Source organism: Pseudomonas sp. LBUM1678, from assembly GCF_059695575.1.
The window spans coordinates 2,306,520-2,333,511 of record NZ_CP166775.1; the positions used below are offsets into that span (position 1 = coordinate 2,306,520).

23 protein-coding genes are annotated in these 26,992 nt (G+C 60.9%); 14 read left to right on the forward strand and 9 right to left on the reverse strand.

What is annotated here, in order from left to right:
- Positions 1-155 precede the first annotated feature (155 nt).
- Together ACA070_RS10570 and ACA070_RS10575 are read left to right on the forward strand one after the other, a co-directional pair.
- Positions 156-515 (forward strand): DUF6124 family protein, encoded by a 360-nt coding sequence (locus tag ACA070_RS10570; RefSeq protein ID WP_497451057.1) that lies wholly within the window; start codon positions 156-158, stop codon positions 513-515.
- Between the two features lie 188 nt (positions 516-703).
- A complete protein-coding gene (locus ACA070_RS10575) occupies positions 704-2,518 on the forward strand; it encodes an ABC transporter ATP-binding protein (RefSeq protein WP_497451058.1) in 1,815 nt (604 codons plus the stop codon).
- On the opposite strand, the gene ACA070_RS10580 is transcribed toward ACA070_RS10575, so the two are convergent.
- The gene (locus tag ACA070_RS10580) at positions 2,490-3,443 is read right to left on the reverse strand and encodes an alpha/beta hydrolase (RefSeq protein ID WP_497451059.1); all 954 of its coding nucleotides are present in this window, start codon (positions 3,441-3,443) and stop codon (positions 2,490-2,492) included. The two genes, ACA070_RS10575 and ACA070_RS10580, sit on opposite strands and share 29 nt — an antisense overlap.
- Positions 3,444-3,791: 348 nt before the next feature.
- Between ACA070_RS10580 and rbsK the strand changes: the two genes are divergently transcribed.
- The 3 genes from rbsK to ACA070_RS10595 are packed head-to-tail and all read left to right on the forward strand — an operon-like array spanning position 3,792 to position 7,149.
- Positions 3,792-4,718, forward strand: coding sequence for a ribokinase (rbsK, locus tag ACA070_RS10585; RefSeq protein ID WP_497451060.1), 927 nt, complete (start codon positions 3,792-3,794; stop codon positions 4,716-4,718).
- Between the two features lie 44 nt (positions 4,719-4,762).
- Positions 4,763-6,094 carry an L-fucose:H+ symporter permease gene (gene fucP / locus ACA070_RS10590; protein ID WP_497451061.1) on the forward strand — a complete coding sequence of 444 codons (1,332 nt, stop codon included), beginning with the start codon at positions 4,763-4,765 and terminating at the stop codon, positions 6,092-6,094.
- Entirely contained in the window at positions 6,091-7,149 is a 1,059-nt protein-coding gene (locus ACA070_RS10595; protein WP_497451062.1) for an aldose 1-epimerase family protein, read from the forward strand. The genes fucP and ACA070_RS10595 overlap by 4 nt, the downstream gene beginning before the upstream one ends.
- On the opposite strand, the gene deoR is transcribed toward ACA070_RS10595, so the two are convergent.
- A complete protein-coding gene (gene deoR, locus ACA070_RS10600) occupies positions 7,142-7,912 on the reverse strand; it encodes a DNA-binding transcriptional repressor DeoR (RefSeq protein ID WP_497451063.1) in 771 nt (256 codons plus the stop codon). The genes ACA070_RS10595 and deoR overlap by 8 nt on opposite strands.
- Before the next feature lie 121 nt (positions 7,913-8,033).
- Between deoR and deoC the strand changes: the two genes are divergently transcribed.
- Complete coding sequence (deoC, locus tag ACA070_RS10605; RefSeq protein ID WP_497451064.1) at positions 8,034-8,717, forward strand: deoxyribose-phosphate aldolase; 684 nt, start codon at positions 8,034-8,036, stop codon at positions 8,715-8,717.
- Here the strand turns inward: deoC and ACA070_RS10610 are convergent, their stop codons facing one another.
- Both ACA070_RS10610 and ACA070_RS10615 read right to left on the reverse strand, forming a co-directional pair.
- On the reverse strand, positions 8,718-9,716 hold the full coding sequence (locus ACA070_RS10610; protein WP_497451065.1) for an NAD(P)H-quinone oxidoreductase: 999 nt from the start codon (positions 9,714-9,716) through the stop codon (positions 8,718-8,720). It abuts the gene before it with no gap.
- 156 nt (positions 9,717-9,872) lie between these two features.
- A complete protein-coding gene (locus ACA070_RS10615; RefSeq protein ID WP_497451066.1) occupies positions 9,873-11,087 on the reverse strand; it encodes a YbfB/YjiJ family MFS transporter in 1,215 nt (404 codons plus the stop codon).
- A 115-nt stretch (positions 11,088-11,202) separates the two neighbouring features.
- On the opposite strand from ACA070_RS10615, the gene ACA070_RS10620 reads away from it, so the two are divergent.
- Entirely contained in the window at positions 11,203-12,078 is an 876-nt protein-coding gene (locus ACA070_RS10620) for a LysR family transcriptional regulator (protein WP_497451067.1), read from the forward strand.
- A gap of 160 nt (positions 12,079-12,238) precedes the next feature.
- On the opposite strand, the gene ACA070_RS10625 is transcribed toward ACA070_RS10620, so the two are convergent.
- The gene (locus ACA070_RS10625) at positions 12,239-12,961 is read right to left on the reverse strand and encodes a pirin family protein (RefSeq protein ID WP_497451068.1); all 723 of its coding nucleotides are present in this window, start codon (positions 12,959-12,961) and stop codon (positions 12,239-12,241) included.
- 366 nt (positions 12,962-13,327) lie between these two features.
- On the opposite strand from ACA070_RS10625, the gene ACA070_RS10630 reads away from it, so the two are divergent.
- Complete coding sequence (locus ACA070_RS10630) at positions 13,328-14,278, forward strand: GlxA family transcriptional regulator (protein WP_497451069.1); 951 nt, start codon at positions 13,328-13,330, stop codon at positions 14,276-14,278.
- A gap of 185 nt (positions 14,279-14,463) precedes the next feature.
- Positions 14,464-15,948, forward strand: coding sequence for an ATP-binding protein (locus ACA070_RS10635; protein WP_497451070.1), 1,485 nt, complete (start codon positions 14,464-14,466; stop codon positions 15,946-15,948).
- Here ACA070_RS10635 and ACA070_RS10640 read toward each other — a convergent pair.
- Positions 15,913-18,765: an ATP-binding protein gene (locus tag ACA070_RS10640; protein ID WP_497451071.1), complete on the reverse strand. Its 2,853-nt coding sequence runs from the start codon at positions 18,763-18,765 to the stop codon at positions 15,913-15,915. The two genes, ACA070_RS10635 and ACA070_RS10640, sit on opposite strands and share 36 nt — an antisense overlap.
- Before the next feature lie 497 nt (positions 18,766-19,262).
- Between ACA070_RS10640 and ACA070_RS10645 the strand changes: the two genes are divergently transcribed.
- The 3 genes from ACA070_RS10645 (at position 19,263) to ACA070_RS10655 (ending at position 22,212) form a co-directional block, all read left to right on the forward strand.
- Entirely contained in the window at positions 19,263-19,838 is a 576-nt protein-coding gene (locus ACA070_RS10645; RefSeq protein ID WP_497451072.1) for a flavodoxin family protein, read from the forward strand.
- Between the two features lie 31 nt (positions 19,839-19,869).
- Positions 19,870-20,694: an alpha/beta fold hydrolase gene (locus ACA070_RS10650; protein ID WP_497451073.1), complete on the forward strand. Its 825-nt coding sequence runs from the start codon at positions 19,870-19,872 to the stop codon at positions 20,692-20,694.
- A 75-nt stretch (positions 20,695-20,769) separates the two neighbouring features.
- A complete protein-coding gene (locus ACA070_RS10655) occupies positions 20,770-22,212 on the forward strand; it encodes a catalase (protein WP_462026592.1) in 1,443 nt (480 codons plus the stop codon).
- 254 nt (positions 22,213-22,466) lie between these two features.
- Here ACA070_RS10655 and ACA070_RS10660 read toward each other — a convergent pair whose 3' ends face one another.
- On the reverse strand, positions 22,467-22,907 hold the full coding sequence (locus tag ACA070_RS10660) for a helix-turn-helix domain-containing protein (RefSeq protein WP_497451074.1): 441 nt from the start codon (positions 22,905-22,907) through the stop codon (positions 22,467-22,469).
- Between the two features lie 208 nt (positions 22,908-23,115).
- Between ACA070_RS10660 and ACA070_RS10665 the strand changes: the two genes are divergently transcribed.
- Both ACA070_RS10665 and ACA070_RS10670 read left to right on the forward strand, forming a co-directional pair.
- Entirely contained in the window at positions 23,116-24,102 is a 987-nt protein-coding gene (locus ACA070_RS10665) for an MBL fold metallo-hydrolase (protein ID WP_497451075.1), read from the forward strand.
- Positions 24,103-24,136: 34 nt separating this feature from the next.
- Positions 24,137-25,057 carry a LysR family transcriptional regulator gene (locus tag ACA070_RS10670; protein ID WP_497451076.1) on the forward strand — a complete coding sequence of 307 codons (921 nt, stop codon included), beginning with the start codon at positions 24,137-24,139 and terminating at the stop codon, positions 25,055-25,057.
- A gap of 788 nt (positions 25,058-25,845) precedes the next feature.
- On the opposite strand, the gene ACA070_RS10675 is transcribed toward ACA070_RS10670, so the two are convergent.
- Both ACA070_RS10675 and ACA070_RS10680 read right to left on the reverse strand, forming a co-directional pair.
- Positions 25,846-26,682 (reverse strand): IS3 family transposase, encoded by an 837-nt coding sequence (locus ACA070_RS10675; RefSeq protein ID WP_497451936.1) that lies wholly within the window; start codon positions 26,680-26,682, stop codon positions 25,846-25,848.
- The gene (locus ACA070_RS10680) at positions 26,679-26,984 is read right to left on the reverse strand and encodes a transposase (protein ID WP_497451077.1); all 306 of its coding nucleotides are present in this window, start codon (positions 26,982-26,984) and stop codon (positions 26,679-26,681) included. Before ACA070_RS10680 ends, ACA070_RS10675 begins: the two co-directional genes overlap by 4 nt.
- Positions 26,985-26,992 lie beyond the last annotated feature (8 nt).

The following is a 26,992-nucleotide window of genomic DNA, read 5'->3' on the forward strand; positions in this document are numbered from 1 at the left end:
GGTATCCCATCCCTGCTCCTGATGGCGGCTGTGCGCAGGGCGCCTTCGGGTGCGCCGATTTCTTGGCTCATCGGTCTACTAACCTGTGCACAGCTGCCTCCATTTCGTTTAGTAGCGAATCGGTTGCAGCCTCACTCATAGATGAGGTTAGAGCCATGTTCAAGGTAACACCCAATCCGCCGGACACTGATCCGGCGTCCCCGTACGAACCCGATTCGAAGACGCTCAACGAGGCCGCCGAGCGGGCGCTCGACTTCCACTTTCCGTCGAGTGTCGACATCAAAGCCAAACCGCGAACACGCAGTACCCTGTTTTCTGTGGACCCCGAGGCTACGGCCGAAACATTGGCGGTTTATTTGGTCGAGACGCTGGCCTCGGTCGATGTGATGGTTCATCAGTTGGTGGATCATCTGGAGGGTGAGTCGCGTTATGCGCTGTTGGGTATTTCCAACAGCATCATGGTGGCGGAGATCACCGCGAACCGGGTGTTGGATAAGATTGATTTACCCGAGTAGGGGCAGTTTGCTGGGGTGAGTGGGTAACTGATGTTTGGTGTGCAGCAGTGCCTTTTTGGGGCTGCTGCGCAGCCCAGCGGGAGCAAGCTCCCTCGCCACAGGGTTTCTTACCTGCCCAATTGTCCAGCTGAAGTACCATGACGACATTGTTGTGATCAGCGACCTTCTTTTGCCGAGTCCATCACCCTATGCCTGCGGCACTTTCCCGTTTCACCTCGCTACTCGACCAGGCCAGACGCGCCTTGCTGCTGGTCTGGGGCACCTCTCGCGGTCTGTTCCTCGGCCTGGTCCTGGCCACCCTGATCGCCGGTGTCCTCCCGGCGCTGGCCGCCTGGCTGGGACAACGCATCGTCGATGCGGTGGTCTTCGCCATGCAATTACACGCGCAGCAGGGCAGTGCGCCGTTGTGGCCGGTGGTGCGTTACGTGTTGTTCGAGGCTGGCGTGCTCGCGTTGCTGTCCGGGACGCAGCGGGCGCTGTCGGTTCAGCAGTCGTTGTTGCGGGTGCAGTTGGGGCAGAAGGTCAACACGATGATTCTGGAGAAGGCCCAGACGTTGTCGCTGGTGCAGTTCGAGAATTCCGAGTTCTATGACAAGTTGGTGCGGGTGCGGCGCGAAGCGTCGACGCGGCCCTTGGCGTTGGTGATGAAGTCGTTGGGGTTGATCCAGAACCTGATCGTGTTGATCAGCTTCGGCGTGCTGCTGGTGCATTTTTCGCCGTGGGCGCTGGTGTTGCTGGTGGTGGGAGCGCTGCCGGTGTTTTTCGCCGAAGCGCATTTTTCCGGGGATGCGTTCAGGCTGTTCACGCGCCGGGCGCCGGAGAGTCGGCAGCAGAATTACATCGAGACGCTGCTCTCCCACGAGGGCTACATCAAGGAGGTCAAGCTGTTCGGCTTCGCGCCGTTGTTGTTGAAGCGATATCGCGAGACGTTTGCCCGGCTGTATACCGAGGACCGGCGGCTGACCTTGCGCCGGGATGGCTGGGGATTTGTGCTGGGACTGCTCGGCACCGCGGCGTTTTACCTGGCTTATGCGTGGGTGGTGGTTGATGCCGTTCACGGCCAGATCAGCCTCGGGCAGATGACTATGTACCTGGTGCTGTTCAAGCAGGGGCAGACGGCGGTGAGCAGCAGTTTAAGCGCCATCAGCGGTCTCTACGAGGATGGCTTGTACCTGTCGAGCCTCTACGAATACCTGGCCGAACCGGTGGTGGCCGATACCGGGCATCTCACGGTGGGCGCGGTGCCCGGCGATGGCTTGCGGTTCGAGAACGTTGGCTTCCGTTATCCGGGTGCCAGTCGAGCGGCCCTTGAAGGCATCGACTTGCACCTGGTGCCCGGGCGCAGCCTGGCGCTGGTGGGTGAGAACGGTTCGGGCAAGACCACGCTGATCAAGTTGCTGACCCGTCTATATCGCCCCGATCACGGCCGCATCCTGCTCGACGGCAGCGATTTGCAGGCGTGGGAAGAAGACGCGCTGCGCCGACGCATCGGCGTGATTTTTCAAGATTACATCCGCTATCAGTTTTCCGTCGGCGAGAACATTGGCGTCGGCGATACGCTGGCGTTCAACGATGAACAACGCTGGAAAGCAGCGGCCACAGAAGGCATGGCCGCCCCGTTCATCGAGGGGCTTGATCGAGGCTACGCCACGCAATTGGGTCGCTGGTTTGCCGGTGGCCAGGAGTTATCGGGCGGGCAGTGGCAGAAGATCGCCTTGTCCCGCGCTTACATGCGCCGCAACGCCGACATCCTGATTCTGGACGAGCCGACCTCGGCACTCGACCCGGCTGCGGAAGCGGCGGTGTTCGAGCATTTCAGCGAGCACACCGAAGGCCGCATGACGTTGCTGATTTCCCACCGCTTTTCCAGCGTGCGCAATGCCGACCACATCATCGTGCTGGATCAGGGGGCGATCCTTGAGCGCGGCGATCACGACAGTCTGGTGGCGGCGGGCGGGCGTTATGCGCAGTTGTTCAACCTGCAAGCCCGGGGTTACCGCTAGGCCCGGCCATCTGCGGTGGTTTTGCCTTCATCAAGCCTTCGAGTGCCTGGCGGTATTGGCTGCCACCCAGGCTCATGCTGTTGTTGTGCGTACCGCCGGGTACCAGCAACAGGCGCTTGGGTTCGCTGGCGGCATTGAACAGCTGCTGACTGAACCGCGAGGGCATGAACGGATCGGCCAGGCCATGCACCACCAAGAGCGGCATGTCGATGTCGACGATCTTGTCGATGGAATCGAATTTCTGCGACAGCAGCCAGCGCACCGGCAACCATTTCACCGGCAGATTACTGTCGGCCACTTGCGCGACGGCATCGCCCAGCGACGTGAACGTGGACTCAATCACCAGACCGCGCACAGGGATCGCACTGTGGTCCTTTTTCGCCTGCGCGGCCAGGTCGGCAGCGAGGTCGATGGCCACCGCGCCGCCTAGGGAATGGCCGTAGATCAGGCGTTTGTTGGCGTCCGGTTGCATCGCCTTGAAGCGCTCCCAGGCGACTCGGGCGTCTTCATAAACACTGGCTTCCGACGGCAGATCCCCCTTGCTTTGGCCAAAGCCGCGGTAGTCGATGGCCAGCACCGAATAACCCATCGCCCGCAATTGCTCGATGCGGAACGCCTGGCCGGTCAAGTTCCAGCGCACACCGTGCAAATACAGGATTGATGGGGCATCGCGACGCGCGGCCGGCCACCACCAGGCATGCAGGTTTTGCCCGGCCTTGAAGCTGGCAGGCTTGATATCGAATTCCTGAACGTCCTTTGGCAAACCGCGATACCAGCCGGCGGTGCCCGGCTCGATGCGGAACAGCAGCTCGCGCTCCTTGTATTTGAGTACGCCGCAACCCACGGGCAAGCCGACGACCAGCGCGGCCATGCACAACCATGGCAGCCAGCGTCGGCCGATGCGGCTCATCAGGTTTGAAAACATGCAAAGGTCCGGAGGATGAAAAGGAAAGTTCGGGTTTTAACAGAAGCGTGGGGGAGATGGGGATAAATTCGACGGTCGTGTGAAGGGTTCAGCATGGGCGGTGACTTTTTGGGCCTCATCGCGAGCAGGCTCACTCCTACATTGGAATGCGTCCCCCCTGTAGGAGTGAGCCTGCTCGCGATGGGGCCATTCCTGCCTACGCATCTTCAACGCTGCGCGCAAAGCCATTCGTCTTTGCTTCAAACCCAACCCAACAAAAAGATTGAATAATCACATTAAATGTTATTTTAATAACAAAACAACAACGTCCAGCGTCAGTCTGGCAAGCCGGATCAAGGTGGGATAGCAATGAGCAAGATCGCAGTCATCGGCAGCAACATGGTGGATCTGATCACCTACATCGACCGTATGCCGGCCCAGGGTGAGACGCTCGAAGCTCCGGGGTTTGCCCTCGGTTGTGGAGGCAAGGGCGCCAATCAGGCGGTCGCCGCCGCCAAGCTCGGGGCGGATGTGCTGATGCTCACCAAGGTCGGCGATGACATGTTTGCCGACAACACCCTGGCCAACTTCCAGCGCTTTGGCATCGACACCCGTTACGTGCAGCGCGTGCCCGGCGTGTCCAGCGGCGTGGCGCCGATCTTCGTGCAGGCCGATTCGCACAACAGCATTCTCATCGTCAAAGGTGCCAATGCGCATCTGGTCCCGGCGGACATCGACGCGGCGGCCCAGGCGTTGCGCGAGTGCTCGCTGATCGTTCTGCAACTCGAAATCAACGTCGACACCGTTTACCACGCCATCGAGTTCGGTCGTGCGCACAACATTCCCGTGCTGCTCAACCCGGCACCGGCCTTGTCGGGTTTGAGCCGTGAACACCTGGCGCAACTGGATTTCCTGGTACCCAACGAGTCCGAGCTGGCGCTGATTACCGGCCAGGTCGTGGACTCCCCGGAGTCGGCGCATAAAGCCGCCCAGACATTGGTCGCCAGTGGTATTCGCCACGTGATCGTGACCCTCGGCCAGCAAGGCGCGCTGTACGTCGGCGAGGAGGGCGAGTTCCAGATTCCCGGCCTGTCTGTCGCCGCACGCGACACCACAGGGGCAGGGGACGCGTTTATCGGTTGCTTCATTCATCACTGGAGCCGCGACCGCGACATCCGCGCCGCCATGACCCAGGCCGTGGCGTATTCCGCCTGCTCGGTCACCGGTCTGGGTACCCAGACCTCCTACCCGGACGCCACTGCATTCGCTGAGTTCCAGCGCCAACTTGGCGCTTGAATTCGAGCTGATTCACCCCTCAACGCTCACCACGGAGAACAACAATGACAAAGCCTCCGCTCCAACAGACGCCCGATGGTTTCTACCTGAACCGCACGCCCTGGTTCGCCTTCATTTTGCTGTGCAGCATCTTCGCGCTGTGGGCGGCGGCCGCGAGCATGAATGACGTGCTCATCGCGCATTTCAAGAAGGCCTTTCTGCTCAGCGATTTCCAGACTGCGTTCGTGCAGTCGGCGTTTTACCTGGGCTATTTTTTCGTGGCGATTCCGGCCGCGCTGGTGGTCCGCCGTTTCAGCTACAAGACCACTATTCTTATCGGCCTGATGCTGTACATGTTCGGTTGCCTGCTGTTCTTCCCGGCAGCGTCGACCGCCAAGTACGGCATGTTCCTGCTGGCGCTGTTTGTGATTGCGGCGGGGCTGTCGTTTCTCGAAACCGCGTGCAACACCTATTCGACGCTGATGGGCCCACGTGAAACCGGCACCCGTCGCCTGAATATTTCCCAGACCTTCCACCCGTTCGGCGCGATGGCCGGGGTGTATGTCGGCAGCTTCGTGATGTTCAAAGACACCGATGCCACCCGCGAGCAGCTCACGCAAATGAGCGCCTCGGACGCGGCGGTCCAGCAACTGCAAATGATCCAGTCCACCTTGCTGCCGTACAAATGGATGATCGCGGTGCTGGTGCTGATGTTCATACTCATCGCGATCACCCGCTTTCCCGCGTGCAAGGGCAATCAGCCGAGCAGCAAAAAAACCGCCAGCCTCGGCCAGAGCCTCTCCCGGTTGTGGCGCAACAAGCGCTTCACCTTTGGCGTGTTGGCGCAGTTTCTGTACGTGGGCGCGCAGGTCGGGGTGTGGAGTTTCACCATTCGATTGGCGATGCAGTTGGGCGGCATGAACGAACGCAGTGCGTCGTGGTTTTTGCTGACCACGTTCGCTGCCTATTTTGTCGGCAAGCTGATCGCCAACGTGCTGATGCGCAAACTGCACCCGGCCAAGGTGCTGGCGGTGTACGGCGTGCTGTGCATCGTGTTGCTGGCGTACACGATTTTGGTGCCAAACATCACGGCGGTTTATGCGGCGGTGGGCGTCAGCGTGTTCCTCGGTCCGTGCTGGCCGACCATCTACGGCCTGACCATTGACGGCCTGGGCGAAGACACCGGTGTCGGCGGTTCGCTGCTGGTGATGAGCATCGTCGGTGGCGGGGTGATTCCGATCTTCCAGGGCCTGCTGTCCGATTACAGCGGCGGCAACATGCAACTGGCCTACAGCGTGCCGTTGCTGTGCTTCATCGTGATCGTGATGTACGCGGTGCGTTGCCTGCGCCACTCCGACAGCGAACGGGCGCCGGTGGGTGCGGTGGTGGCTTCATGAACACGCGGATCAATCTGCAGCCGTCGCAATTCGGCGAGGCGAGAAAAACCTTGCTGGAATCCGAGGCGTTCACGGTCAGCGCATGGGTGTATCCCAGCGGCGTGCTGGCGGTGGAATTGGCCAACAGCCGCGGCAGCCTGGTGGTGCTGCCGTATCAGGGGCAGATGATCTGGTCTGCCGTATTCGACGGTTGTGACCTGACCATGAGCAACCTGTTCAGCCAGCCCCGGCCCAGCCCGACGGTGATCGGCACCTACGGCTGTTTCATGTTTCACAGTGGCCTGCTGCGCAACGGTTGCCCGAGTCCCGAGGACGATCATCCGCTCCATGGCGAGATGCCTTGCGCGGCGATGGATCGTGCCTGGCTGGAGGTCGGTGAGGACAGCGCTGGCGGCTACCTTCGATTGGCTGGCGAGTACGAATATGCGCAGGGATTTGGTGATCGATACCTGGCCACGCCAAGCGTGACCTTACGCGCTGATTCGGGGCTGTTCGACATCGCCATGCAGGTGACCAATCTGTCGGGCAAACCGATGGACCTGATGTACATGGCGCACATGAATTACGCCTATGTCGAAGGCGCTCGGTTCATTGAGCCTTTGGGTTTCGAGCGAGTGCGCTTACGCAGCAGCGTGCCGGCCCACGTGAAACCGACGCCGGCCTGGAGCCGTTACATGGACGAATTGACGTCTGCGCCTGAACAGTTTCAGTGCCTGGACCAGCCTGCTCTCTACGACCCCGAGATCGTGTTTTTCTTCGACGGCGTGCGGGCAGACGACAGCGGCCATGCGCATTTTCTGCTGAGTCACCCAGACGGCGCCGCGTTCTACACCCGCTACCGCCCGGATCAATTCGACCATGCCGCGCGCTGGATCCTGCACAACGCCAATCAGCAAGTGGCGGCGTTCGTGCTGCCGTCCACCTGCGAACCGGAAGGCTATCGCGCCGAGTCTGCCAAGGGCCATGTGCGGTCACTGGCGGCGGGGGCGACGGCGGATTTCAGCGTCACCACCGGTTACCTCAGCGCGGGGGAGCAACAGGCCTTGATCAGATGATCAATTGCGCGCCGCTGGCGCTGATCGCCTCGCAATAGGCCTTGGGGATTTTCTTGTCGCTGACCACGAACTGGAAATCCTCAAGGTTGGCGAAATGCGCGGTGCGCACCGTGTCGAACTTGCTGTGGTCGGCCAGCAGCAGCCGCTGTTGCGCCTGACGCAAGACCTTCTGCTTGACCTCCACTTCGTTGAAGTTGAAGCAGGTGACGCCGAAGTCCTGGCTGATGCCGGCAGCGGAAACGAAGGCCCAGGTCAGGCGCACGCTGTCGAGAATGCCGCTCTCGGTGGTGTTCTCGAACACCTGGTTCTTGCGGTGGAACGTGCCGCCGCACACCACAATATGGCAGTTGGGTTTTTGCGACAGTTTGAGCAGCACGTTCAGGGAGTTGCACACCGCGGTGAACTCAAGCTCGTCGGGAATGAAGTCGACCACGAAAGGCGTGGTGGTGCCGCAGTCGAAGAACACGGTGTCGCCCGGTTGGATAAACCCGGCGGCGAGTTTGCCGATGCGGCGTTTTTCTTCGACGTGCCGGGTGTCCTGTTCGGCCACGCGGTAATCGCCGGGCTCGTTGCCATCGTGGATTCTGGTGATGTAGCCACCGAGCAGCCGCAGGTGGTCGGTGTACTTGCTGAGGTCGCGGCGCAGGGTCATCTCGGACACGTCCAGCAATGCCGCCATCTCGCGCAGATGAATGGCGCTCTGGTCTTGCAGGGCTTGTTGAATCAGCTTGAGACGCTCGGCTTTTTTACTGTCCACAGGCATTCCGGGGTTGATTGTTGGTGTTATTTAAGTAACATTATTTGTGAGTTTTGTAACGTTGTTGCGCGAATCACCCTCGATTGTGGCGCAGGGGCATTTGAATATACAAACTGGAGTTTTTGCGATGGCACACCTCGAACCCAAAGCGCTGGCGCAGTACATCGATCACACCTTGCTGGCGCCCGATGCTTCCGGCGAGCAAATCGCCGCGTTGTGCCGCGAAGCCGCAGAACACGGCTTCTATTCGGTGTGCGTGAACTCGGGGCAGGTGCCCCATGCCGCGCAGTGCCTGGCAGGGCAACGCGTGAATATCTGCGCGGTGGTCGGCTTCCCGCTGGGTGCCGGGCTGAGCGAGACCAAGGCTTTCGAAGCCGAGCGGGCGATTGCCGCCGGGGCCGGTGAAGTCGACATGGTGCTGAACATCGGCTGGTTGAAAGACGGTTTGTCCGATCAGGTGCGCGACGATATCGCACAGGTTTTGCAGGCCTGTGGCAGCGTGCCGCTGAAAGTCATTCTGGAAAACTGCCTGCTCACCGATGCGGAAAAAGTGAAGGCCTGCGAGATCTGCCGTGAACTGAACGTCGCGTTCGTCAAGACATCCACCGGTTTCAGCCGTAGCGGCGCCACTGTGGAAGACGTTGCACTGATGCGCCGCACCGTCGGGCCCGACATCGGCGTCAAGGCCTCCGGTGGCGTGCGCGACTACCCGACCGCTCTGGCGATGATCGAAGCCGGCGCCACGCGACTGGGCACCAGCTCGGGCATTGCAATCATCGGCGGCGCATTGGCGGCCGGCGAGGGTTACTGATCAGTCCACTTGCAAGACGATCTTGCCGATGTGATCGCCGGCTTCCATCCGCGCATGGGCCTGCGCCGCGTCGGTGTACGGGTAAACCTTGTCGATCATCGGCAGGCAACGGCCGGCGGCGAGTACCGGCCAGACGTATTCACGCAGCTGTTCGGCGATCGAGGCTTTTTCTTCCCGGGTGCGCGAGCGCATCAGTGAGCCGGTGATCGTCGCGCGTTTGCTCATGATCGCCATCAGGTCGACGTCTTTGGCGTGGGCGCCGCCGAGGAAGCCCAACATCACCAGGCGACCTTCCATGCCCAGTGCCGCGATGTTCTGATTCAGGTACGAGCCGCCCATGATGTCGAGGATCACATTGACGCCTTTGCCGGCGGTTTTTTCCGCGATGACCTGAACGAAATCCTGGTCGCGGTAGTTGATCGCCTCAGCGCCCAACTGACGAATCGCCGCGCATTTTTCCTCACTGCCTGCCGTGGCGAAAGCCTTGACCCCGAATTCGCGGCAGAGCATCAGCGCGGTAGTGCTGATGCCGCTGGTGCCGCCGTGAATCAGCGCGCGCTGGCCTTTGCTGGCGCCGCCCATGTCGAACAGATTGGCCCAGACCGTGAAGAAGGTTTCCGGGACGGCGGCTGCGTGCACCCAATCCATGCCTTCAGGTATCGGCAGCGTCTGGCTGGCCGGCGCAACGCAATATTGTGCGTAACCGCCGCCATTGGTCAGCGCACAGACGTTGTCGCCGACGATGAATTCGCTGACGCCCGCGCCGATGGCCACCACTTCACCGGCCACTTCCAGCCCGGGAATCGGGCTCATGCCGGGTTTCATCGGGTACTTGCCGGCGCGTTGAATCACATCGGGGCGGTTGACCCCGGCGGCGTGCACGCGAATCAACACTTCGCCTGCGCCGGCCGTGGGTACCGGCTCCTGACGTGGCTTCAACACCTCGGGGCCGCCGGGCTCGGTGATTTCAATCAGGGTCATGGATTGGGGGAGCGTCATGTTGAAGTCCTGTTGAGAAGTGTTCAGTAAGTGGGACCGCGTCTTCACGCGGTAGATCAAAAGATCGCAGCCTCGTTTCACTCGACAGCTCCTACATTTGCAACGCGATTTCCTGTAGGAGCTGTCGAGTGAAACGAGGCTGCGAGCTTTTGATCTTCATGGGCAACTCACTGCAATCAGATGATGGCGACGATTCAGCAAACGCATGCCCTGTTCCAGCAACAGCGCAACCACAATTGCGCCCGCCGCTATCACAAACAACAACCCGTGCTGCCCACCGCTGGCATTGAACAGCGCCGAATACGCAAACCCCGCAATCGCCTGAAACGTGGCGAACGACACCGTCGCGCGGCTCCAGGCAATCTGCTGCTGGTGATGGTTCGGGATAAGTTCATGAACCCGCGCCAGCGCCAGTGGGACGATGCCCGGCGGGAACGAACCGAGGATCACGGCCAACAAGGCCAGCACCGTGAACGAGCTGGAAATCGACAGCAGGCCAACGGCAATTGCCTGCACCACCAGCACCAACCGGATGCTCAATTTCGCACCGAGTTGATCGGCCAGAAAACCGTAACTCACCGGCCCGATGATCGCGCCAAGTCCGTACATCACCCAGATCAGCGCGCCGACATGCGGCCCGGCACCGAGCCCGCGGGCCACGTAATCCACCAAAAACACCATCGCCGGCACCAGCCCTGCGGCCATGAATGCGTATTGGGCAAACAACAAGTAAACCCCTGAATCGGTCGGCGTGGTGGTTTTCTCGGTCGGCACTTCAACGGCTTGATGATGCGCCTCTTTCGGCCAGCCGAACCAACTCGCGGCTGTCAGAACCAGTGACAGAAGCCCGAGGCCAAACCAGGTTTGCTGCAAGCCAAGGCTCAGCAGCGGCGGAACGATCGTCCCCGAGCCGGCGATGCCCAGGCCGATGCCGAGGAAGATCGCACCGCTGGCCAGACCTCGGCGCGACGCCGGCACATGCGGCAACACCGTTGCGGCCACCAGCACCATGATCGCGCCGCCCGCAACGCCCGACAGCAGGCGCCAGCCGAAGAACCAGCTCACCGACAACGGAAAGCCACAGGCGAAAAAGGACAAGGTCACGGCCAACATCATCAGGCGCAACGCCGTTTTGTTCGACGTGCGGTTGGCCAGTGGCCGGCCGATCAGCGCGCCGATCAGGTAACCCACGAGGTTGGCGGCGCCGAGGTAAACCACGTCGCTGGCGGAAAACCAGTGCGCCTGTATCAACGACGGAATCAGCGGCGTGTAGGCAAACCGCGCCAGGCCAATACTGACCAGGCTGGCGGCGAGGCCGGCGAAGATCGGCAGCCAGATCGCGCTGCGCGGGGTGGTCGATGTGCTGTGCATGGGAAACGTCCTGAGAGGTTTTACGCTTGGCCTCCAGACTATCCCGAACGGCTGATGCAATAACGCAGCGATTTTGCGTTATGGTGATGCGATTTTGCATCGGCAGGAAAACGGCATGAATTGGGATGATGCGCGGGTGTTTCTGGCGGTGTGCCGAGAGTCGACGCTCCGGGGCGCGGCGCGGGTGCTGGGGGTCGATCAGGCCACGGTCGGCCGACGGATCACGGCGCTGGAAAAGTCATTGAGTGCGACGCTGTTTTTGCGCACCTCTGAAGGCTATGCGCTGACAGCGGTGGGGGAGGCGGCGTTGACCGCCGTGGAAAAAATGGAACACTCGGCGCTGGAACTGGAGCGCCAGATTCAAGGGCTCGACGATCGACTGACCGGGTTGGTACGGGTCAGCACCACTGACTCCATGGCCATCGATTTCCTGATCCCGGCCATTGCCCGCTTGCATGAACAGCACCCCGACGTGCGCGTGCAACTGGACGCCTCCACGCAGATTCTCAGTCTGGCCAAGCGCGAAGCCGACATCGCCGTGCGCAATACCCGGCCGGACAATCCCGACCTGATCGCCCGCCGCCTCGCGCGCTGGCCGGTGGGGCTGTTTGCTTCTCAGGATTATGTCGATGCCCATGGCGTGCCGGCGCCGGGCTCGGCATTCGAGGGGCATGATCTGGTGGTGTATCAGCCGTATCTGCAAGGCAACAAAGACATGACCCTGGTTTCGGAACCGCTGGGGCGCGGACGGATCGTGGCCAGCCTGAGTTCCAGTCTGCTGGTGCGCCGATCGATTGCGGCGGGGCTCGGGGTCGGGGAAATTCCGGTGTACATGGGGGAGAGGGACGGGCTGGTCAGGCTGTGGCCGGAGCGCACGCGACCGGTGCCTTATGATGTGTGGCTGGTGACCCATGCGGACTTGCGGCACACCGCCCGGGTTCGCGCGGTCATCGATGAAATTGTCGCGGTGTTTTCCGGTACCGGCGAGTAAAACACGAAACCCTGTAGCAGCTGGCGAAGCCTGCGTTCGGCTGCGCAGCAGTCGTAAAATCAGACACCGCGGTCTATATGACCCACCGCGTGTGCCGGGTTTACGACTGCTTCGCAGCCGAACGCAGGCTTCGCCAGCTGCTACAGGGATCGCGTGATGGTTATGGCATTTCCGGCAGTTCCTGCGGCCGCAGGTCGAACACCAGCACTTCGGCATCCACACCGTTGCTCAACGCCAGCAACTGCTCTTCACGAACCCGCGCACCATCACCTTCCTGCAACTGCACGCCATTGAGTTCAACACTGCCACGTGCCACGTGCACATAGGCGTAGCGGTTGGCGGCCAGTTCCAGGGTGACGCTTTCCTTGCCGTCGATCAGCGCGGCATACACCCGTGCATCCTGACGCACCTTCAGCGAACCCTTGGCGCCGTCGGGGGAGATGATCAGTTGCAGGCGCCCGCGTTTTTTCTGGGTGCTGAAGTGCTCTTGCTGATAACGCGGCTTGGCGCCGCTGACTTCCGGCACGATCCAGATTTGCAGAAAGTGCACCGGCCGCGTGGCCGAATGGTTGTATTCGCTGTGCGCCACGCCACTGCCGGCGCTCATCAATTGCACGTCACCGGGGCGGATCACCGAACCGGTGCCCAGGGTGTCCTTGTGTTCCAGGGCACCTTCGAGCACGTAGGAGAAAATCTCCATGTCGCGGTGCGGGTGCTGGCCGAAACCTTTACCGGCCGCCACGCGGTCATCGTTGATCACCAGCAAGTCGGAAAAACCCTGCTCTTTCGGGTTGCGGTAGTTGGCGAAAGAGAAGGTGTGGAACGACTTCAACCAACCGTGATTGGCGGCGCCGCGATCGGAGGCTTTGCGAAGGGTCAGCATGATGAAATCTCCTGTGGGGACGTTGATTCGTCCGAGTGAGGAGAAGGTTAATGGTTACTGACTGGTGCAATAAGTAGATTGAAATTGAAATACTGTCGCGTTCAGGTTGACAGTGAAGGGCGTGCAATCACGCATTCTTCTCCGACACCGGCGCCGCACATTGGCCATAATGCACAGCATCTCTCAGATGCCAGACACAAAGCCCCTGTAGGAGCGAGCGGTGCGGCGATCCGACTTGCCCGCGAAGGCGTCATCACATTCAACATTGATACTGACTGACACGCCGCCTTCGCGGGCAAGCCTCGCTCCTACAGGGATTGGTGTTTGGCGGATGGATTTTCTTTTGACTTCAGTGATTTTGAACCCATGAAAACCGTGGCTATGGTGTTGTTTCCGGACTTTCTGCTGCTCGACATGGCCGGGCCCATGGAAGTGTTTTCCATCGCCAATCGATACCTGGCAGCGGATGACCGTTACGAGCTGTCGACCATCGGCACCGAGCATGGCGCACTGCGCGCTTCCAACGGCGTCAGCGTGCAGACCGATCTGCACATCGATCAGGCCGATTACGCCTATGACCTGTTGCTGGTACCGGGTGGTCCGGGGGCCTACAACGAAAAACATCCGCCGTTGCTGTGTTGGCTAAAAGACGCTGTGGATCGCTCCGAGCGTTACGGCTCGATCTGCACCGGCGCGTTTGTGCTGGGGCATGCCGGTCTGCTGGACGGCTATCGCGTCACCACCCACTGGCATTACACCGAACGGCTGATCAAAGGCTTCCCCAAGGCAATGGTGGAGACCGATCAGATTTTCGTTCAGGACCGCAACCTCATCACCTCCGGCGGCGTCACCGCCGGCATCGACCTGGCGCTGTCGGTGGTCGCCGAAGACCACGGCAAGAAAGTCGCCCAGGACGTGGCCAAAGTGTTGCTGGTGGTGATGAAGCGCCAGGGCGGACAAGCGCAATTCAGTCCGTTGATGGCCGCCGTCGCGCCGCAGGAAACGCCGATCACCCGCGTGCAGAACCATGTGCTCGAACACCTCGACGAAGCTTTCAGCATCGAACGCATGGCCAGCCTGGCCAACATGAGCACGCGACACTTCGCCCGGATGTTTGCCCGGGACGTCAACATGACGCCCATGGAGTTTCTACAAAGCGCGCGCATCGATTGCGCCCGAAACCTGCTGGAAACCAGCGACTTGCCGCTCAAGACCGTGGCCTTTAAAAGTGGTTTTGGCAGCGTCCGGCACATGCGCTTTCTGTTCGCCGAAAAGCTCGGTTTGACCCCCACGCAATACCGCGAACAGTTCAGCTAGAGCGTTCTTGGCCGTTGTGCGCACCGCAATGGCCGTGACGCTCCTACCGTGGCAGTTGTACCGTCACGGAGGCCTGCCAAGATAAACGTGAACTCTTTGCAATGGAGGTGCGGGAGCCTGGAGGGCAAGTGCGATGGATATTTGCGCACTGTGAGCCGGGCCAGGTTTTCAGCACGCAAACGTGCATGAACAGCCTCAGAGATTTAAACAGCGATACGGTGCTGCGGTTCGGCCCCTACGCATTTCACCAGCGGCAACGGCTGATCCTGGACGGTGATCGGCCGTTGCGCATGGGCGGTCGCGCCCTGGATATCCTCCAGGTACTGGTCGAGCGTGCCGGGCATGTGGTCAGCAAGGATGAGTTGATTGCCCACGTCTGGCCGACGTCGGTGGTCGAAGAAATCAACCTGCGCGTGCACATTGCGGCCCTGCGTCGGGCCCTCGGCGATGGGCAGGATGGCCAGCGCTACATCGTCAATATTCCGCAGCGTGGCTACAGCTTTATTGCGCCGGTGGAGCACGTGCCTGCGGGCACGCAGGTCTTGATCGAGTCCGTAAAAAACCATCAACACAACCTGCCTGCACGACTCACGCCCGTGACGGGGCGGGATTCGATGGTCGGCAGTCTGGTCCGCCAGTTGCCGGTGCGCCGTCTCATGACCCTGGTCGGTCCCGGTGGCATCGGCAAGACCACGGTGGCATTGCGCGTCGCCGAACTGCTGTTGCAGCACTATGAGGATGGCGTGTGGCTGGTTGATTTCGCGGCGCTCGATGACCCCGCGCGAGTGGTCGATCATCTGACGCAGACCCTTGAACTGGAGGTCGGCACGACCCTGGACGTGTTGGCGCAACGGCACACGTTGCTGGTGTTCGATAACTGCGAACATTTGCTGGAACGCTGCCGGACTCTGGTCGAGGACTTGCTGGCGTCGGCGCCTCGGCTGTCGATCCTCGTCACCAGTCGCGAACCGCTGCTGGCGACGGGGGAAACGGTCCAGCGCTTGCCAACTCTGGCGGTGCCACCCGCGTCGGCGTTGCACAGCGTGGCCGAGGTCATGGGCTATTCGGCGGTGCAGCTGTTTGTCAGTCGCGCCCGCAACCGCCAACAAGGGTTCGCCTTGCGCGAACAAGACCTCAAGGCGGTGCGGGAAATCTGTCGGCGGCTCGACGGTTTGCCGTTGGCCATTGAACTCGCGGCGGCGCAGATCGATGCGCTGGCGCTGGTCGGTTTACAAGCTCAGCTGGATAACTGTTTTCAGCTGCTGACCCAGGGACGGCGCACGGCCGTGCCCCGGCATCAGACCCTCAAGGCCGCGCTGGACTGGAGCTATGAACGGCTGAGCGCTCTGGAACAAACCGTGTTGCAGCGGCTTTCGGTATTCAAAATGTCCTTCACCCTCGATGCCGCGATTGGCGTGAGCAGTTGCGAGGTGCTCAAGCCCAATCAACTGGCGGCGCTGGTGCAGCGCTTGGTGGCCAAGTCGTTGGTCTCGATGGATCAGGTCAACGGCACCACCCGTTATCGTTTCCTCAACACCACGCGCACCTATGCCCTGGAGAAGCTCGAACACAGCGGCCACCTGCGTACGTTCGAGAGGCGCTACGCGCATTACATCAGCCGTGCGCGCTGGGTCTCAGGCCTGCAGTTGCCCATGGAGCTCGTCGAGTAACCGACGGACTTTGCTCAGGTCCGGCGTGGCAAAACCTTCGGTGAACCGGTTGTAGATCGGCGCCAGCAGTTCATACGCTTGCTGATGCCGACCCTGACGCTGCCACAGTTGCGCCAGCGAGGTGGCACTGCGCAGTTCCCAGGCCAGCGCGCCCTGATTTTTGGCCACGTTCAACGCCCGAACCAATATCTCCTCGGCGGCGACGACCGTGCAGGAGCGAGCCCGCTCGCGATGGCATCCGCCCAGGCAATCCATCTCCGGCTGATTACCCTCCGCCAACAATGCATCAGCCCTGGCACGCAATATCTCCGCCGTGCTCCAGCCGGCCGTACCGGCGTCGGCCCGTTGCAACAGGGCGTCATCGACGAAACCGCTGTCCAGCGTGACCATGATGTCCTTGATCAGCCCCACGCCGGGCTGAAGAGGCAAGTGCGCCTCGGCACGGTCAATCACCTGCGCGTAGTGTTGCGCCCACGTATAAAACAGCAGCACCGAATGTTTCTGCGCTTGCTCCAGCAGCAGGCGCAAGAGTTTGCGGGCGGTCTGGCTGTCGCCGTTGTAGTGGGCGATCAGGCAGCCGGCCAGTGCCAGGGTGTAGCAGATGGAGGTGCCGTGGTTGATCTGGATCGCAATGTCCAATGCCTGACGGGCAGTGCGCCAGGCTTGTTCCGGTTGACCTTGCAACCAAAGGATGCGTGCCAGAATCGTCAGGGCGGCCACGCTCTGATCGTATTGCACGCCAAAACCGTGGGTGAAGCGGTTGAGGTTCCCGCTCTGGGCCATGCGCTGGATGACCTGTTCGGCGTTCACTCGGGCCAGCTGCTGATTCCCGGCAAAGTGCAGGGCCAGTACGCGCAAGCGGTGCGTGCTCAGCGAGAGCACGGCGTCACTCTGTGCGCCCAGGCGGTCGAACAGCTGGCTTTGCTCCAGCGCCATTTGGTAATGGCCGCAACTGAGGTTGACCGCCATGTGCCCGGACACTGCCCGAAGCTGACCGGCTACGTCGTTGTTGTGCCTGGCGAGGGTTCTGGCGCTGACGAACGCGGCGATGGTTTCGGCCGTGCCACCCTGAGTGTGGTAACAGGAACTGCCGAGGGCCAGTTTGAGGGTCATTTGCAGATGAGGGCAGGGCTCGGGCGCCGCCTCAAGCAAGGCCAGCGCCTTGCGTACGTAGACGCCGTGTTCCTTGAGCAGCGACAGTTCCTGCCAAAGTGGCGTCGAGGTCGCCGTCAAGCGGATCGCCAGTGCCTGCGGGCCTTGAGCGTTCAAGCCCCAGTCGAGGGCCGAACGAATGTCATCCAGGCTGCGGGCGTAACGCTCGATCCACAGGTCGGTGGAAATCAGCTCCCAGTCAGTTTCAGCCTGATGCATCAAGGCCAGGCAACGTTCGGCGTGACGTTTTCGCGTGTCCTGCAAATCGGCGGTCTGGTCGAGTTTTTCCAGGGCGTAGCTGCGGGTGGTGTCGAGCAAGCGGTAGAACACTTCTTCGTCGCCCACTTCCACGTTCAGCAACGACTTGGCCACCAGTTGCGTAATCGAACCGAACACCACACCGGGCTCGATGTGGTCGCCGACGATCACCGCTGCCGCCGACTCCAGCGTGAAACCACCCCTGAACACGCCCAGTCGGCGCAGGCAGGTTTGCTCGCAGGCGTTCAGCAGTTCGAAACTCCAGTCGAGCGTGGCGCGCAAGGTCTGGTGTCGGCCCAGCGTCGACGGACAGCCCTGGGTGAGCAGGCGAAAACTGCCTTGCAGCTGCGTCAGCAATCCGCTCAGTCCAAAGTGGCCGACTTGGGCTGCCGCCAGTTCAATGGCCAGCGGAATGCCGTCCAGACGGTGGCAGATTTCAATCAATAGCGGCAGCTCGTCATCGCTCAGCTCGAAACTGTCATGGCTGGCCATGGCTCGCTCGACAAACAATTGCAGCGCAGAAAAGGTCAGCGCCTGAGCACGGTCCAGCACCGCGATGGGCGGTGGGCAGTCGAGGGATTCGAGACGCTGGACGAACTCACCTTCGGCCCGCAGGCTCTCGCGGCTGGTGGCCAGGATGTGCACGTGTGGCGCGGCGCGCAGGATGCTTTCGCAGAGCAGGGCGACGGCGTCGAGCAGGTGCTCGCAATTGTCGATCACCAACAGCATCTGCCGCTCGCGCAGGCACGCGGCAAGGCTGCCCGTCGGTTCGGCGCCATGCAGGGACAAATCCAGCAGCGTGGCCAGATGTGTGGTGATCAAGGTCGGGTCATGGATCGGCGCCAGGTCCAGCAGGCGAATGCCGTCCCGATAGCGACCGATCAACAGTTCGGCGACGCGCAGCGCCACCGTGGTCTTGCCGATGCCGCCGGGGCCGACGAGGGTGATGAAGCGCTGGCGTGACAGTTGCGTGACCAGGCTCTCGACCAGCAATTGGCGACCGATCATGCGCGTGCGACGGATGGGCAGGTTATGGGCCCTCGGCTCGAGGCTTTCGCTCGCCAGAGGTTGCTCGATCGCTTCCCGGGAGAACGGCGCGACGAAACTATAGCCGCGCTGGGCGACAGTAACGATGTAGCGCTGGCCAGCCTGGCCATCGCCGAGGGCTTTACGCAGCGCCGCCATGTGCACGCGCAGGTTGATGTCTTCGACGACGCTTTTGGGCCAGACCCCGGCGATCAATTGCTGTTTGCTGACCACGTTTCCGGCGTGCTCCAGCAGGATCAACAGAATGTCCATGGCACGCCGGCCCAGACGCAGGGGCTGGTCAGCCTCCAGCACCAGGCGTTGTCCGGGATAGATCCGGTAGGGGCCGAAATGGATGGCCTGCTCGGGGGAAAGGGTCAACGTGTCGCTCCTGCTTGCATCCGTCTAGTACGCGGTTTTCGAGCATATTCCTCAGGTTTTTCCATCAACGCAACGAGGGTTTGGGTAACTGTCGGGTGTTCGCGGCGACTGCCGGTATCCGGTGCCCTTGGCAGGTGCCGTGTTTATTGAGGGCAATCGTAGCAAAGCAGGTGTTGAGGCTTTTGGCGCGCCAATGAAAATTAACAACGTTTAACTCGTCCTGCGTCTGGTCTACGCCCAAAACTCTGCTGCTTCAACACCCGCCGGTCTTTTGAATGTGCCGCATAACCTGTGGGAGCTAGCCTGCTCGCGATAGCGGTGTGTCAGCCTGCATCGATATTGAATGTGCCGCTCAACCTGTGGGAGCGAGCCTGCTCGCGATAGCGGTGGGTCAGTTTGCATCTATGTTGGATGTATTGCCGCCATCGCGAGCAGGCTCGCTCCCACAGGGGGGCTGTGGTGTTGCAAAAGGATCAACTTGTCATGAGGACACCAGGATGAGCAACGTGGTGGTGGTCTATCACAGTGGCTACGGGCACACCCGGGTCATGGCCGAAGCCGTGGCCCTGGGTGTGGAACGGCACGTGGGCAGCACCTGTCTGCTGATTCCGGTCGACGAAGTGGACCAGCAATGGGAACGCTTGCACAGCGCCGACGCCATCATCTTCGGCGCGCCGACCTACATGGGCAGCGCGTCGGCACCGTTCAAAGGTTTCATGGAGGCCACGGCGGCGTTCTACCTCGCCCAGCCATGGCGCGACAAATTGGCCGCCGGCTTCACCAATTCCGGCTGCCTGTGCGGCGACAAACTCAACACCTTGCTGCAGATGGCGGTGTTCGCCGCGCAGCACTCGATGATCTGGGTCGGCCTCGACCTGCTGCCGGCGCGCTCCAGCACGGGCGCCTTCGATGGGCAAATGAATCGCCTCGGCAGCTCCCTCGGCGCCATGGCCCAGTCGAATGTCGAACAGACCCCGGACCTCGCCCCACCTCCCGAAGATCGCTGCACCGCCGCGCATCTGGGCGAGCGGGTGGCGCGTCTGGCCGAACGCATGGCCGCTCCACCGGTTTGACCCACCCAAACACTCGCTAAGGAGACATCGCATGAGCACGTTCACGACCCGAGACGGCACCGAGATTTACTACAAGGACTGGGGCACCGGCCAACCCATCGTCTTCAGCCACGGCTGGCCGTTGAACGCCGACAGCTGGGAATCACAGATGATCTTCCTGGCCTCCAAAGGCTACCGGGTGATCGCCCACGACCGTCGCGGCCATGGCCGCTCCAGCCAGCCATGGACCGGCAACGACATGGACACCTACGCCGATGACCTGGCGCAGTTGATCGAATTGCTCGACCTCAAAGACGCCGTGCTGTTCGGCTTCTCCACCGGCGGCGGCGAAGTGGCGCGCTACATTGGTCGCCACGGCACCGACCGCGTGGCCAAGGCCGGGCTGATTTCCTCGGTGCCACCGCTGATGCTCAAGACCGAAGCCAACCCGGGTGGTCTGCCGATCGAAGTGTTCGACGGCATTCGCCAGGCGTCCCTGGCCGACCGTTCGCAGCTGTACATCGACCTCGCCAGCGGTCCGTTCTTTGGCTTCAACAAACCGGGCGCCAAGCCGTCCCAGGGCATGATCGACTGGTTCTGGATGCAAGGCATGACGGCCGGCCACAAGAACGCTTATGACTGCATCAAGGCATTCTCCGAAACCGACTTCACCGAAGACCTGAAGAAGTTCGACATCCCGACGTTGGTGGTACACGGCGATGCGGATCAGGTGGTGCCGATCGAAGCAGCGGGCATCGCCTCAGCAAAACTGGTGAAAGGTTCTACGCTGAAGATCTACCCCGGCGCCCCTCACGGCTTGACTGATACCCACAAGGATCAGCTCAACGCTGATCTGCTGGGCTTCCTCAAGGGTTGATGTACCCCGGCGCGGGCGTAGATCCGCGCCGGTTTTCGCTCCTGATGAGAGCAGACAACCATCGAGATCAAGTACATGAAAAAGCTCACAAACGCCACCGGCGCCCCGGTGGTCGATAACCTCAATATCCAGACCGCCGGCCCTCGTGGGCCGGCGCTCTTGCAAGACATCTGGTTGCTGGAAAAACTCGCCCACTTCGACCGCGAACTGATCCCCGAGCGACGCATGCACGCCAAGGGCGCGGGCGCCTACGGCACCTTCACCGTCACCAATGACATCACGCGCTACACAAAAGCCAATATCTTCAGCTCAGTGGGCAAGGAAACGCCGCTGTTCGTGCGCTTCTCCTCAGTGGCCGGCGAGCGCGGCGCGGCAGATGCCGAGCGCGACATCCGTGGCTTCGCGGTGAAGTTCTACACCGATGAAGGCAACTGGGACATTGTCGGCAACAACACTCCGGTGTTTTTCTTCCGCGATCCGCTGCGTTTCTCCGACCTCAACCACGTGGTCAAACGCGACCCGCGCACCGGCTTGCGCAACGCCACCAGCAACTGGGACTTCTGGACCCTGCTGCCCGAGGCGCTGCACCAGGTGACCATCGTCATGAGCGATCGCGGGATTCCCACCAGTTTCCGCCACATGCACGGCTTCGGTAGCCACACCTTCAGCCTGATCGACCGTGACAACCAGCGGGTGTGGGTGAAGTTTCACTTTGTCTGCCAGCAAGGCATCGAAAACCTCTCGGACGCCGAGGCTGCAGCGGTGGTCGGCAAGGACCGCGAAAGCAACCTGCGCGACCTGTACGAAGTCATCGAGCAGGGCAATTTTCCGCGCTGGAAACTGTGCATTCAGGTGATGGAAGAACAGCAAGCGCTCAACTATCGGCATAACCCGTTCGACCTGACTAAAGTCTGGCCGCACGGCGAGTTTCCGCTGATCGAAGTCGGCATCATGGAGCTCAACCGCAACGCCGAAAACCACTTCGCCGAGATCGAACAAGCGGCGTTCTCGCCGGCCAACGTGGTGCCGGGCGTGAGTTTTTCGCCGGACCGCATGCTCCAGGCGCGGCTGTTTTCCTATGGCGATGCCCAGCGCTATCGCCTAGGTGTGAACTTCAACCACATCCCGGTCAACGCACCGCGCTGCCCGGCCCACAGCTACCACCGCGACGGCGCCATGCGCACCGACGGCAACCTCGGCGGCACCGCCAGTTACTTCCCGAACAGCGTGGGCGAGTGGCAGGACTCACCAGAACTGGCCGAGCCGCCGCTGCCGCTGGAAGGCTTCGCGCAGCACTACGATCATCGGCTGGAAGAGGACCATTACGAGCAGCCGGGGAACCTGTTCCGCTTGCTCGATCCGGTGCGCAAACAGCTGCTGTTCGACAACACCGCACGGGCCATGAACGGCGTGCCGCAGGCGATTCGTCAGCGCCATATCGACAACTGCAGCAAGGCTGATCCGGCGTATGGGTTTGGCGTGGCGGAGGCGTTGGAACGGCTGACCCCGTTGGGCTAATGCAACCCTTGTGGCCGCGCACGGTTCTGTAGCAGCTGTCGAGCCTGCGTTCGGTGCTGTAGCAGCTGTCGAGCCTGCGAGGCTGCGTTCGGCTGCGCAGCAGTCGTGAAACCTGATGACGCGGTCTGCCTGAACCACCGCGTTGGCTGATTTTACGACTGCTTCGCAGCCGAACGCAGCCTCGCAGGCTCGACAGCTGCTACAGAGGCCGAACGCAGGCTCGACAGCTGCTACAAAGCGTGCGGCATTGAAGTCTATTGCGCGTGAGTTTGAGCGGTGCAGGCGGGGCGTTGGGGCAGGGCGCGCACAGCGCGGCATCGCCACGCAAACGGATTAATCCCTTCGCTGCGAGTGAAGATGTGGCAGAAATGCGCCTGATCGCAGAAGCCGCATTCGAGGCTGATTTGCGTCAGTGTCAGGTCGGTGCTCTGGATCAACTGCTTCGCTAGGGCGATGCGTTGGTGGCGAATCCAGTCCTGGGGCGAAAGCCCGGTGCTGCACTTGAACGCGCGGGAGAAATGGCTGCGCGAAAGGGCGCAGGCGCGGGCCAGTTCGGTCACTTCAACGGTTTCACTGAGGCGTTCGAGAATCAGCTGCTTGGCCAGGCTTTCGCGCCACGGGGTCAGGCCACCGGTGGTTTTCTTTCGCGCTTCAGTGACAGTCGCGCAGGTGAGGATTTGCTGAGAAGAGGCCATGACAGATGTCCGTGTCGGTGAGCTTCATTCTTGGTCGCAGGGCTCTGACAGGCGAGTTAAACGTTGTTAATTCCATCGGTGCGCAGGGGGGGCAACCGCGCTAACTCAGCACATTGCTGCAATTTCCATGGCCGCGCCCCGTGCACAATCGACGTCATCAGGCGGTGTTTTACATCGCCGATTTTCTGACTCGATCAAGGGTGAAGGCATGAAACATTCTCTGGTTTGCGCGTTGGGGCTCGCGGTCGCGCTGGCGTCCGGTACTGCCTCGGCGCAGGCACCGGCCCAGCTCGGCACACAAGTGCCGGGCTACTTCCGCCTGGCGGTGGGCGACTTTGAAGTAACGGCGTTGTTCGATGGCTACAACGATTTGTCGCCGAAGCTGCTCAAGGGCCTGACCCAGAGTCAGATCCGTGCGCTGCTGGCCCGTCGCTCGATTGAAACACCGGGGGTGCAGACCGCGTTCAACGCCTTTCTGATCAACACCGGCAAGCAACTGATCCTGGTGGACACCGGCGCCGGCCAGTGCATCGGCGAAACGGCCGGCATGCTCTCGGACAACATGAAAGCCGCCGGTTATGAGCCTGCACAAGTCGACACGATCCTGTTGACCCACCTGCACCTGGACCACGTCTGCGGTCTGGTCGACGGCCAGCAGAAACCGGTTTTCGCCAACGCCACGGTGTTTGCGGCGAAGGCAGAGGCCGATTACTGGCTCGATCCGCAGGCCCTCGCCAAGGCCCCCGAGGGTGCAAAACCGTATTTCAAAATCGCTCAGGACTCGACCGCGCCGTATGTGGCCGAAGGGCGGTTCAAGACCTTCGCCGCCGGTCAGTCACCCGTGCCGGGCGTGGTCGAGGCCGAGCTGGAAACCGGACACACGCCGGGCAGCACCACGTACCGTTTCACCTCGCAGGGCCAGAGCATTCTGTTCATGGGCGATCTGGTGCATAACCTTGCGGTGCAGTTCGAGCATCCGGAAGTATCGATCGGTTTTGACGTCAACAGTCAGCAGGCGATCAAGAGCCGCGCCAAGGTGTTCAGTGATGCGGTGGCGAGCAAGACCTGGGTGACGGCAGCGCACTTGCCGTTTCCGGGCATCGGCCACATCACCGCAGAGGGCAAGCACTTCCAGTGGGTGCCGGTCGAATACGGTCCTTACAAACGTGCGGCCAAAGTCCCGCTGATCGAGTAAAGTCCCCGGCTGAACACACAAGGAAACCGTGCCTATGAACCGTAACGATCTGCGTCGCGTCGACATGAACCTGCTGGTGATTTTCGAAGCGTTGATGTTCGAAAAGAACCTGACCCGTGTCGCCGAAAAACTGTTCATGGGGCAGCCGGCGGTGAGTGCGGCGCTGGGGCGGTTACGGGATCTGTTCGACGATCCGTTGTTGCTGCGCAATGGCCGCGGCATGGAGCCGACGGGGCGGGCGCTGGCGATTCTCAAGGAGCTGCAACCGGCGATGGATGTGATTTCCGGGGCGGTCAGTCGCGCCAAGGAATTCGATCCGACGACCAGTTGCGATGTGTTCCGCATTGGGCTGTCCGACGATGCGGAGTTCGGTTTGTTTCCGCCGTTGTTGCGGCAATTGCAGGAAGAGGCGCCGGGGATTGTCGTGGTGGTGCGGCGTGCCAACTATCTGCTGATGCCGGCATTGCTGGCCTCGGGAGAGATTTCCGTGGGGGTGAGCTACACCACGGATTTGCCGGCGAATGCCAAGTGCAAAAAATTGCGGGATATTCCCTGCAAAGTGCTGCGCGGGGACAAGCGACCGGGGACGCTGACGCTTGACGAATACTGCGAACGACCGCATGCCATGGTGTCGTTCTCCGGGGACTTGAGCGGTAACATCGATCTGGATCTGGCCAAGGTCGGACGCAGTCGCCGTGTGGTGTTGGGTGTGCCGCAGTTCAGCGGTTTGCGTGCGTTGCTGGCCGGGACTGAGATGATTGCCACTGTGCCGGATTATGCGGCGTGTGCGTTGGTTGAGGGGTGTGCGTTGCGGGCGGAGGATCCGCCGTTTCCCATTGATGCGGCGCAGTTGTCGATGGCGTGGAGTGGGGTGCATGACAATGATCCGGCGGAGCGGTGGTTGCGGTCGCGGATCAGTGATTTCATGTCGAGGCCTTTGCCGGTTTCGGCTTGAACGTGGCGGCCTTCGGGCCGACCAAGTTCCCCCAGACATACACCGTTCCCCTGTAGGAGCGAGGCTTGCCCGCGAAGGCGGCCTGGTAGCCGACCTATCTCCCCCAGACATACAACGTTCCAAATGTGGGAGCGAGCCTGCTCGCGATAGCGGCCTGACAGCCGACCAATCTCTTTCAGGTGTACATATCCATTCCTGCGGTAACGGCCACTTATGGTTTCGCCCTTACGGCGAGTCCCTTTTTCAAACGCCAAAAAGGAACCAAAAGGCTTCGCCCCAGCGTCCGGCCCCTCGCCTAGGCTCGGCGTACCCTCGCTCCGGCATTCATCTGGGGGCATCGCCTCCGGTCGGCTTCGCTTCGACCTCCTCTCGATGTGTGCGGCTTCGCCGCACGGCGCTGCGCGCCCACCCCCCAGATAAACGCCTCCACTCGGCCTACCGAAGGGGCGGGCAGATCAAAATCAAAAGCTGCAAGCGAGCTAACGCTCGGCCTGTTGAGTGGTGAGAAGCGCGAGGTTTACGCCGATCAATTGTGGGAGCGGGCTTGCCCGCGAAGGCGGCCTGACAGCCGACCTGCTTTCTGCATGTGTCCACAATCCCTGTGGGAGCTTTCTTGCCTGCGAAGGCGGCCTAAAAGCCGACCAGTCTCTTTCAGGTACACACCATTCCCCTGTAAGAGTGAGCCTGCTCGCGATGGCGGAATATCAGCCAACATCAATGTTGAAAGGCACACCGCAATCGCGAGCAAGCTGAACTGGTCCAGTAATTTTGGACGTTATTTTCGGTTCTCACGCCGCCATCTTTTCCGCTGCCACCGGCGAGTGGTAACCGTTGTAGCTATGGCGCCTTACATTGTTGTATCGCGCCACATATCGGTTGATATCAACTCGAGCTTCGTACTCCGTGCGGTAGCCCTCCTCTGGTACCCACTCAGATTTCAAACTGCCAAAAAAGCGCTCCATAGGGGCGTTATCCCAGCATTGACCTTTTCGGCTCATGCTCTGCTTTAGCTCATGCGCCATCAGTTCGTCCCTGAATTTATGGCTGGTGTACTGGCACCCTTGGTCAGAATGAAAGAGCACACCTTTCGGTCGGCCTCTCAGCTCGATGGCCATGCGCAGCGACTCGCTTGCCAGGGTCGCGTCGGCAACCAAGGAGTAAGACCATCCCACCACTCGTCGTGCGAATAGATCCAGAACCACCGAAAAATAGAGCCAACGTTTGCCCAACTGAATGTAGGTAATGTCTGCGTACCAGACTTTATTCATATCAGCCACGTAAAACTCACGATCCAGCACATTCTCAGCTATGAGCGATTCAGCGCCCGACGACTTGTACTTATGAGGTCTGCGCTGACAACTGGAAATCCCTGCTTCCTTCATCAAACGACCGGCCATGTAGCGCCCTACCTTGTGCTTTGCGCCCTGCATATCTTTGGAGAGAGTTCGGGCGCCCGCCGAGTATTTTGATGCTTTGTGGTACTTGATCAGCGCCACCTTGAGCGCCTCGCGCTCCGGATTGGTTTTTCCCTGACGCTGACGCCAGGCGTAATAGCTGCTGCGGTTGACTTCAAACACGCGACAGCAATCTGAAATGCCATATTGTTCGCCTAGCTCGCTGATCAGAGGGAATGATCTTTGGAGTCCAAAAGCAGGAGAACACTGGCCTTTTTTAGGATTTCGATATCCCTGTCTTTCTGCCTGAGTAGGGCTTTGAGCTCTTGGATTTGTTTTTGGTCGGCGGTAATGGCCTTTGTGCCAGCTAACGTCGAGCCCGCACGTTCTTTTCTGACCTGCTCGACCCAACGGCGCAAGGCCGTAGGGCCGATATCGAAGTTGGCGCAGACCTCAAGAATGGGCTGATTTTCATCAAGCACCATGCTTGCAGCTCTGAGCTTGAATTCGCTGGAATAGGACTTTCGCATCATCAGGCACA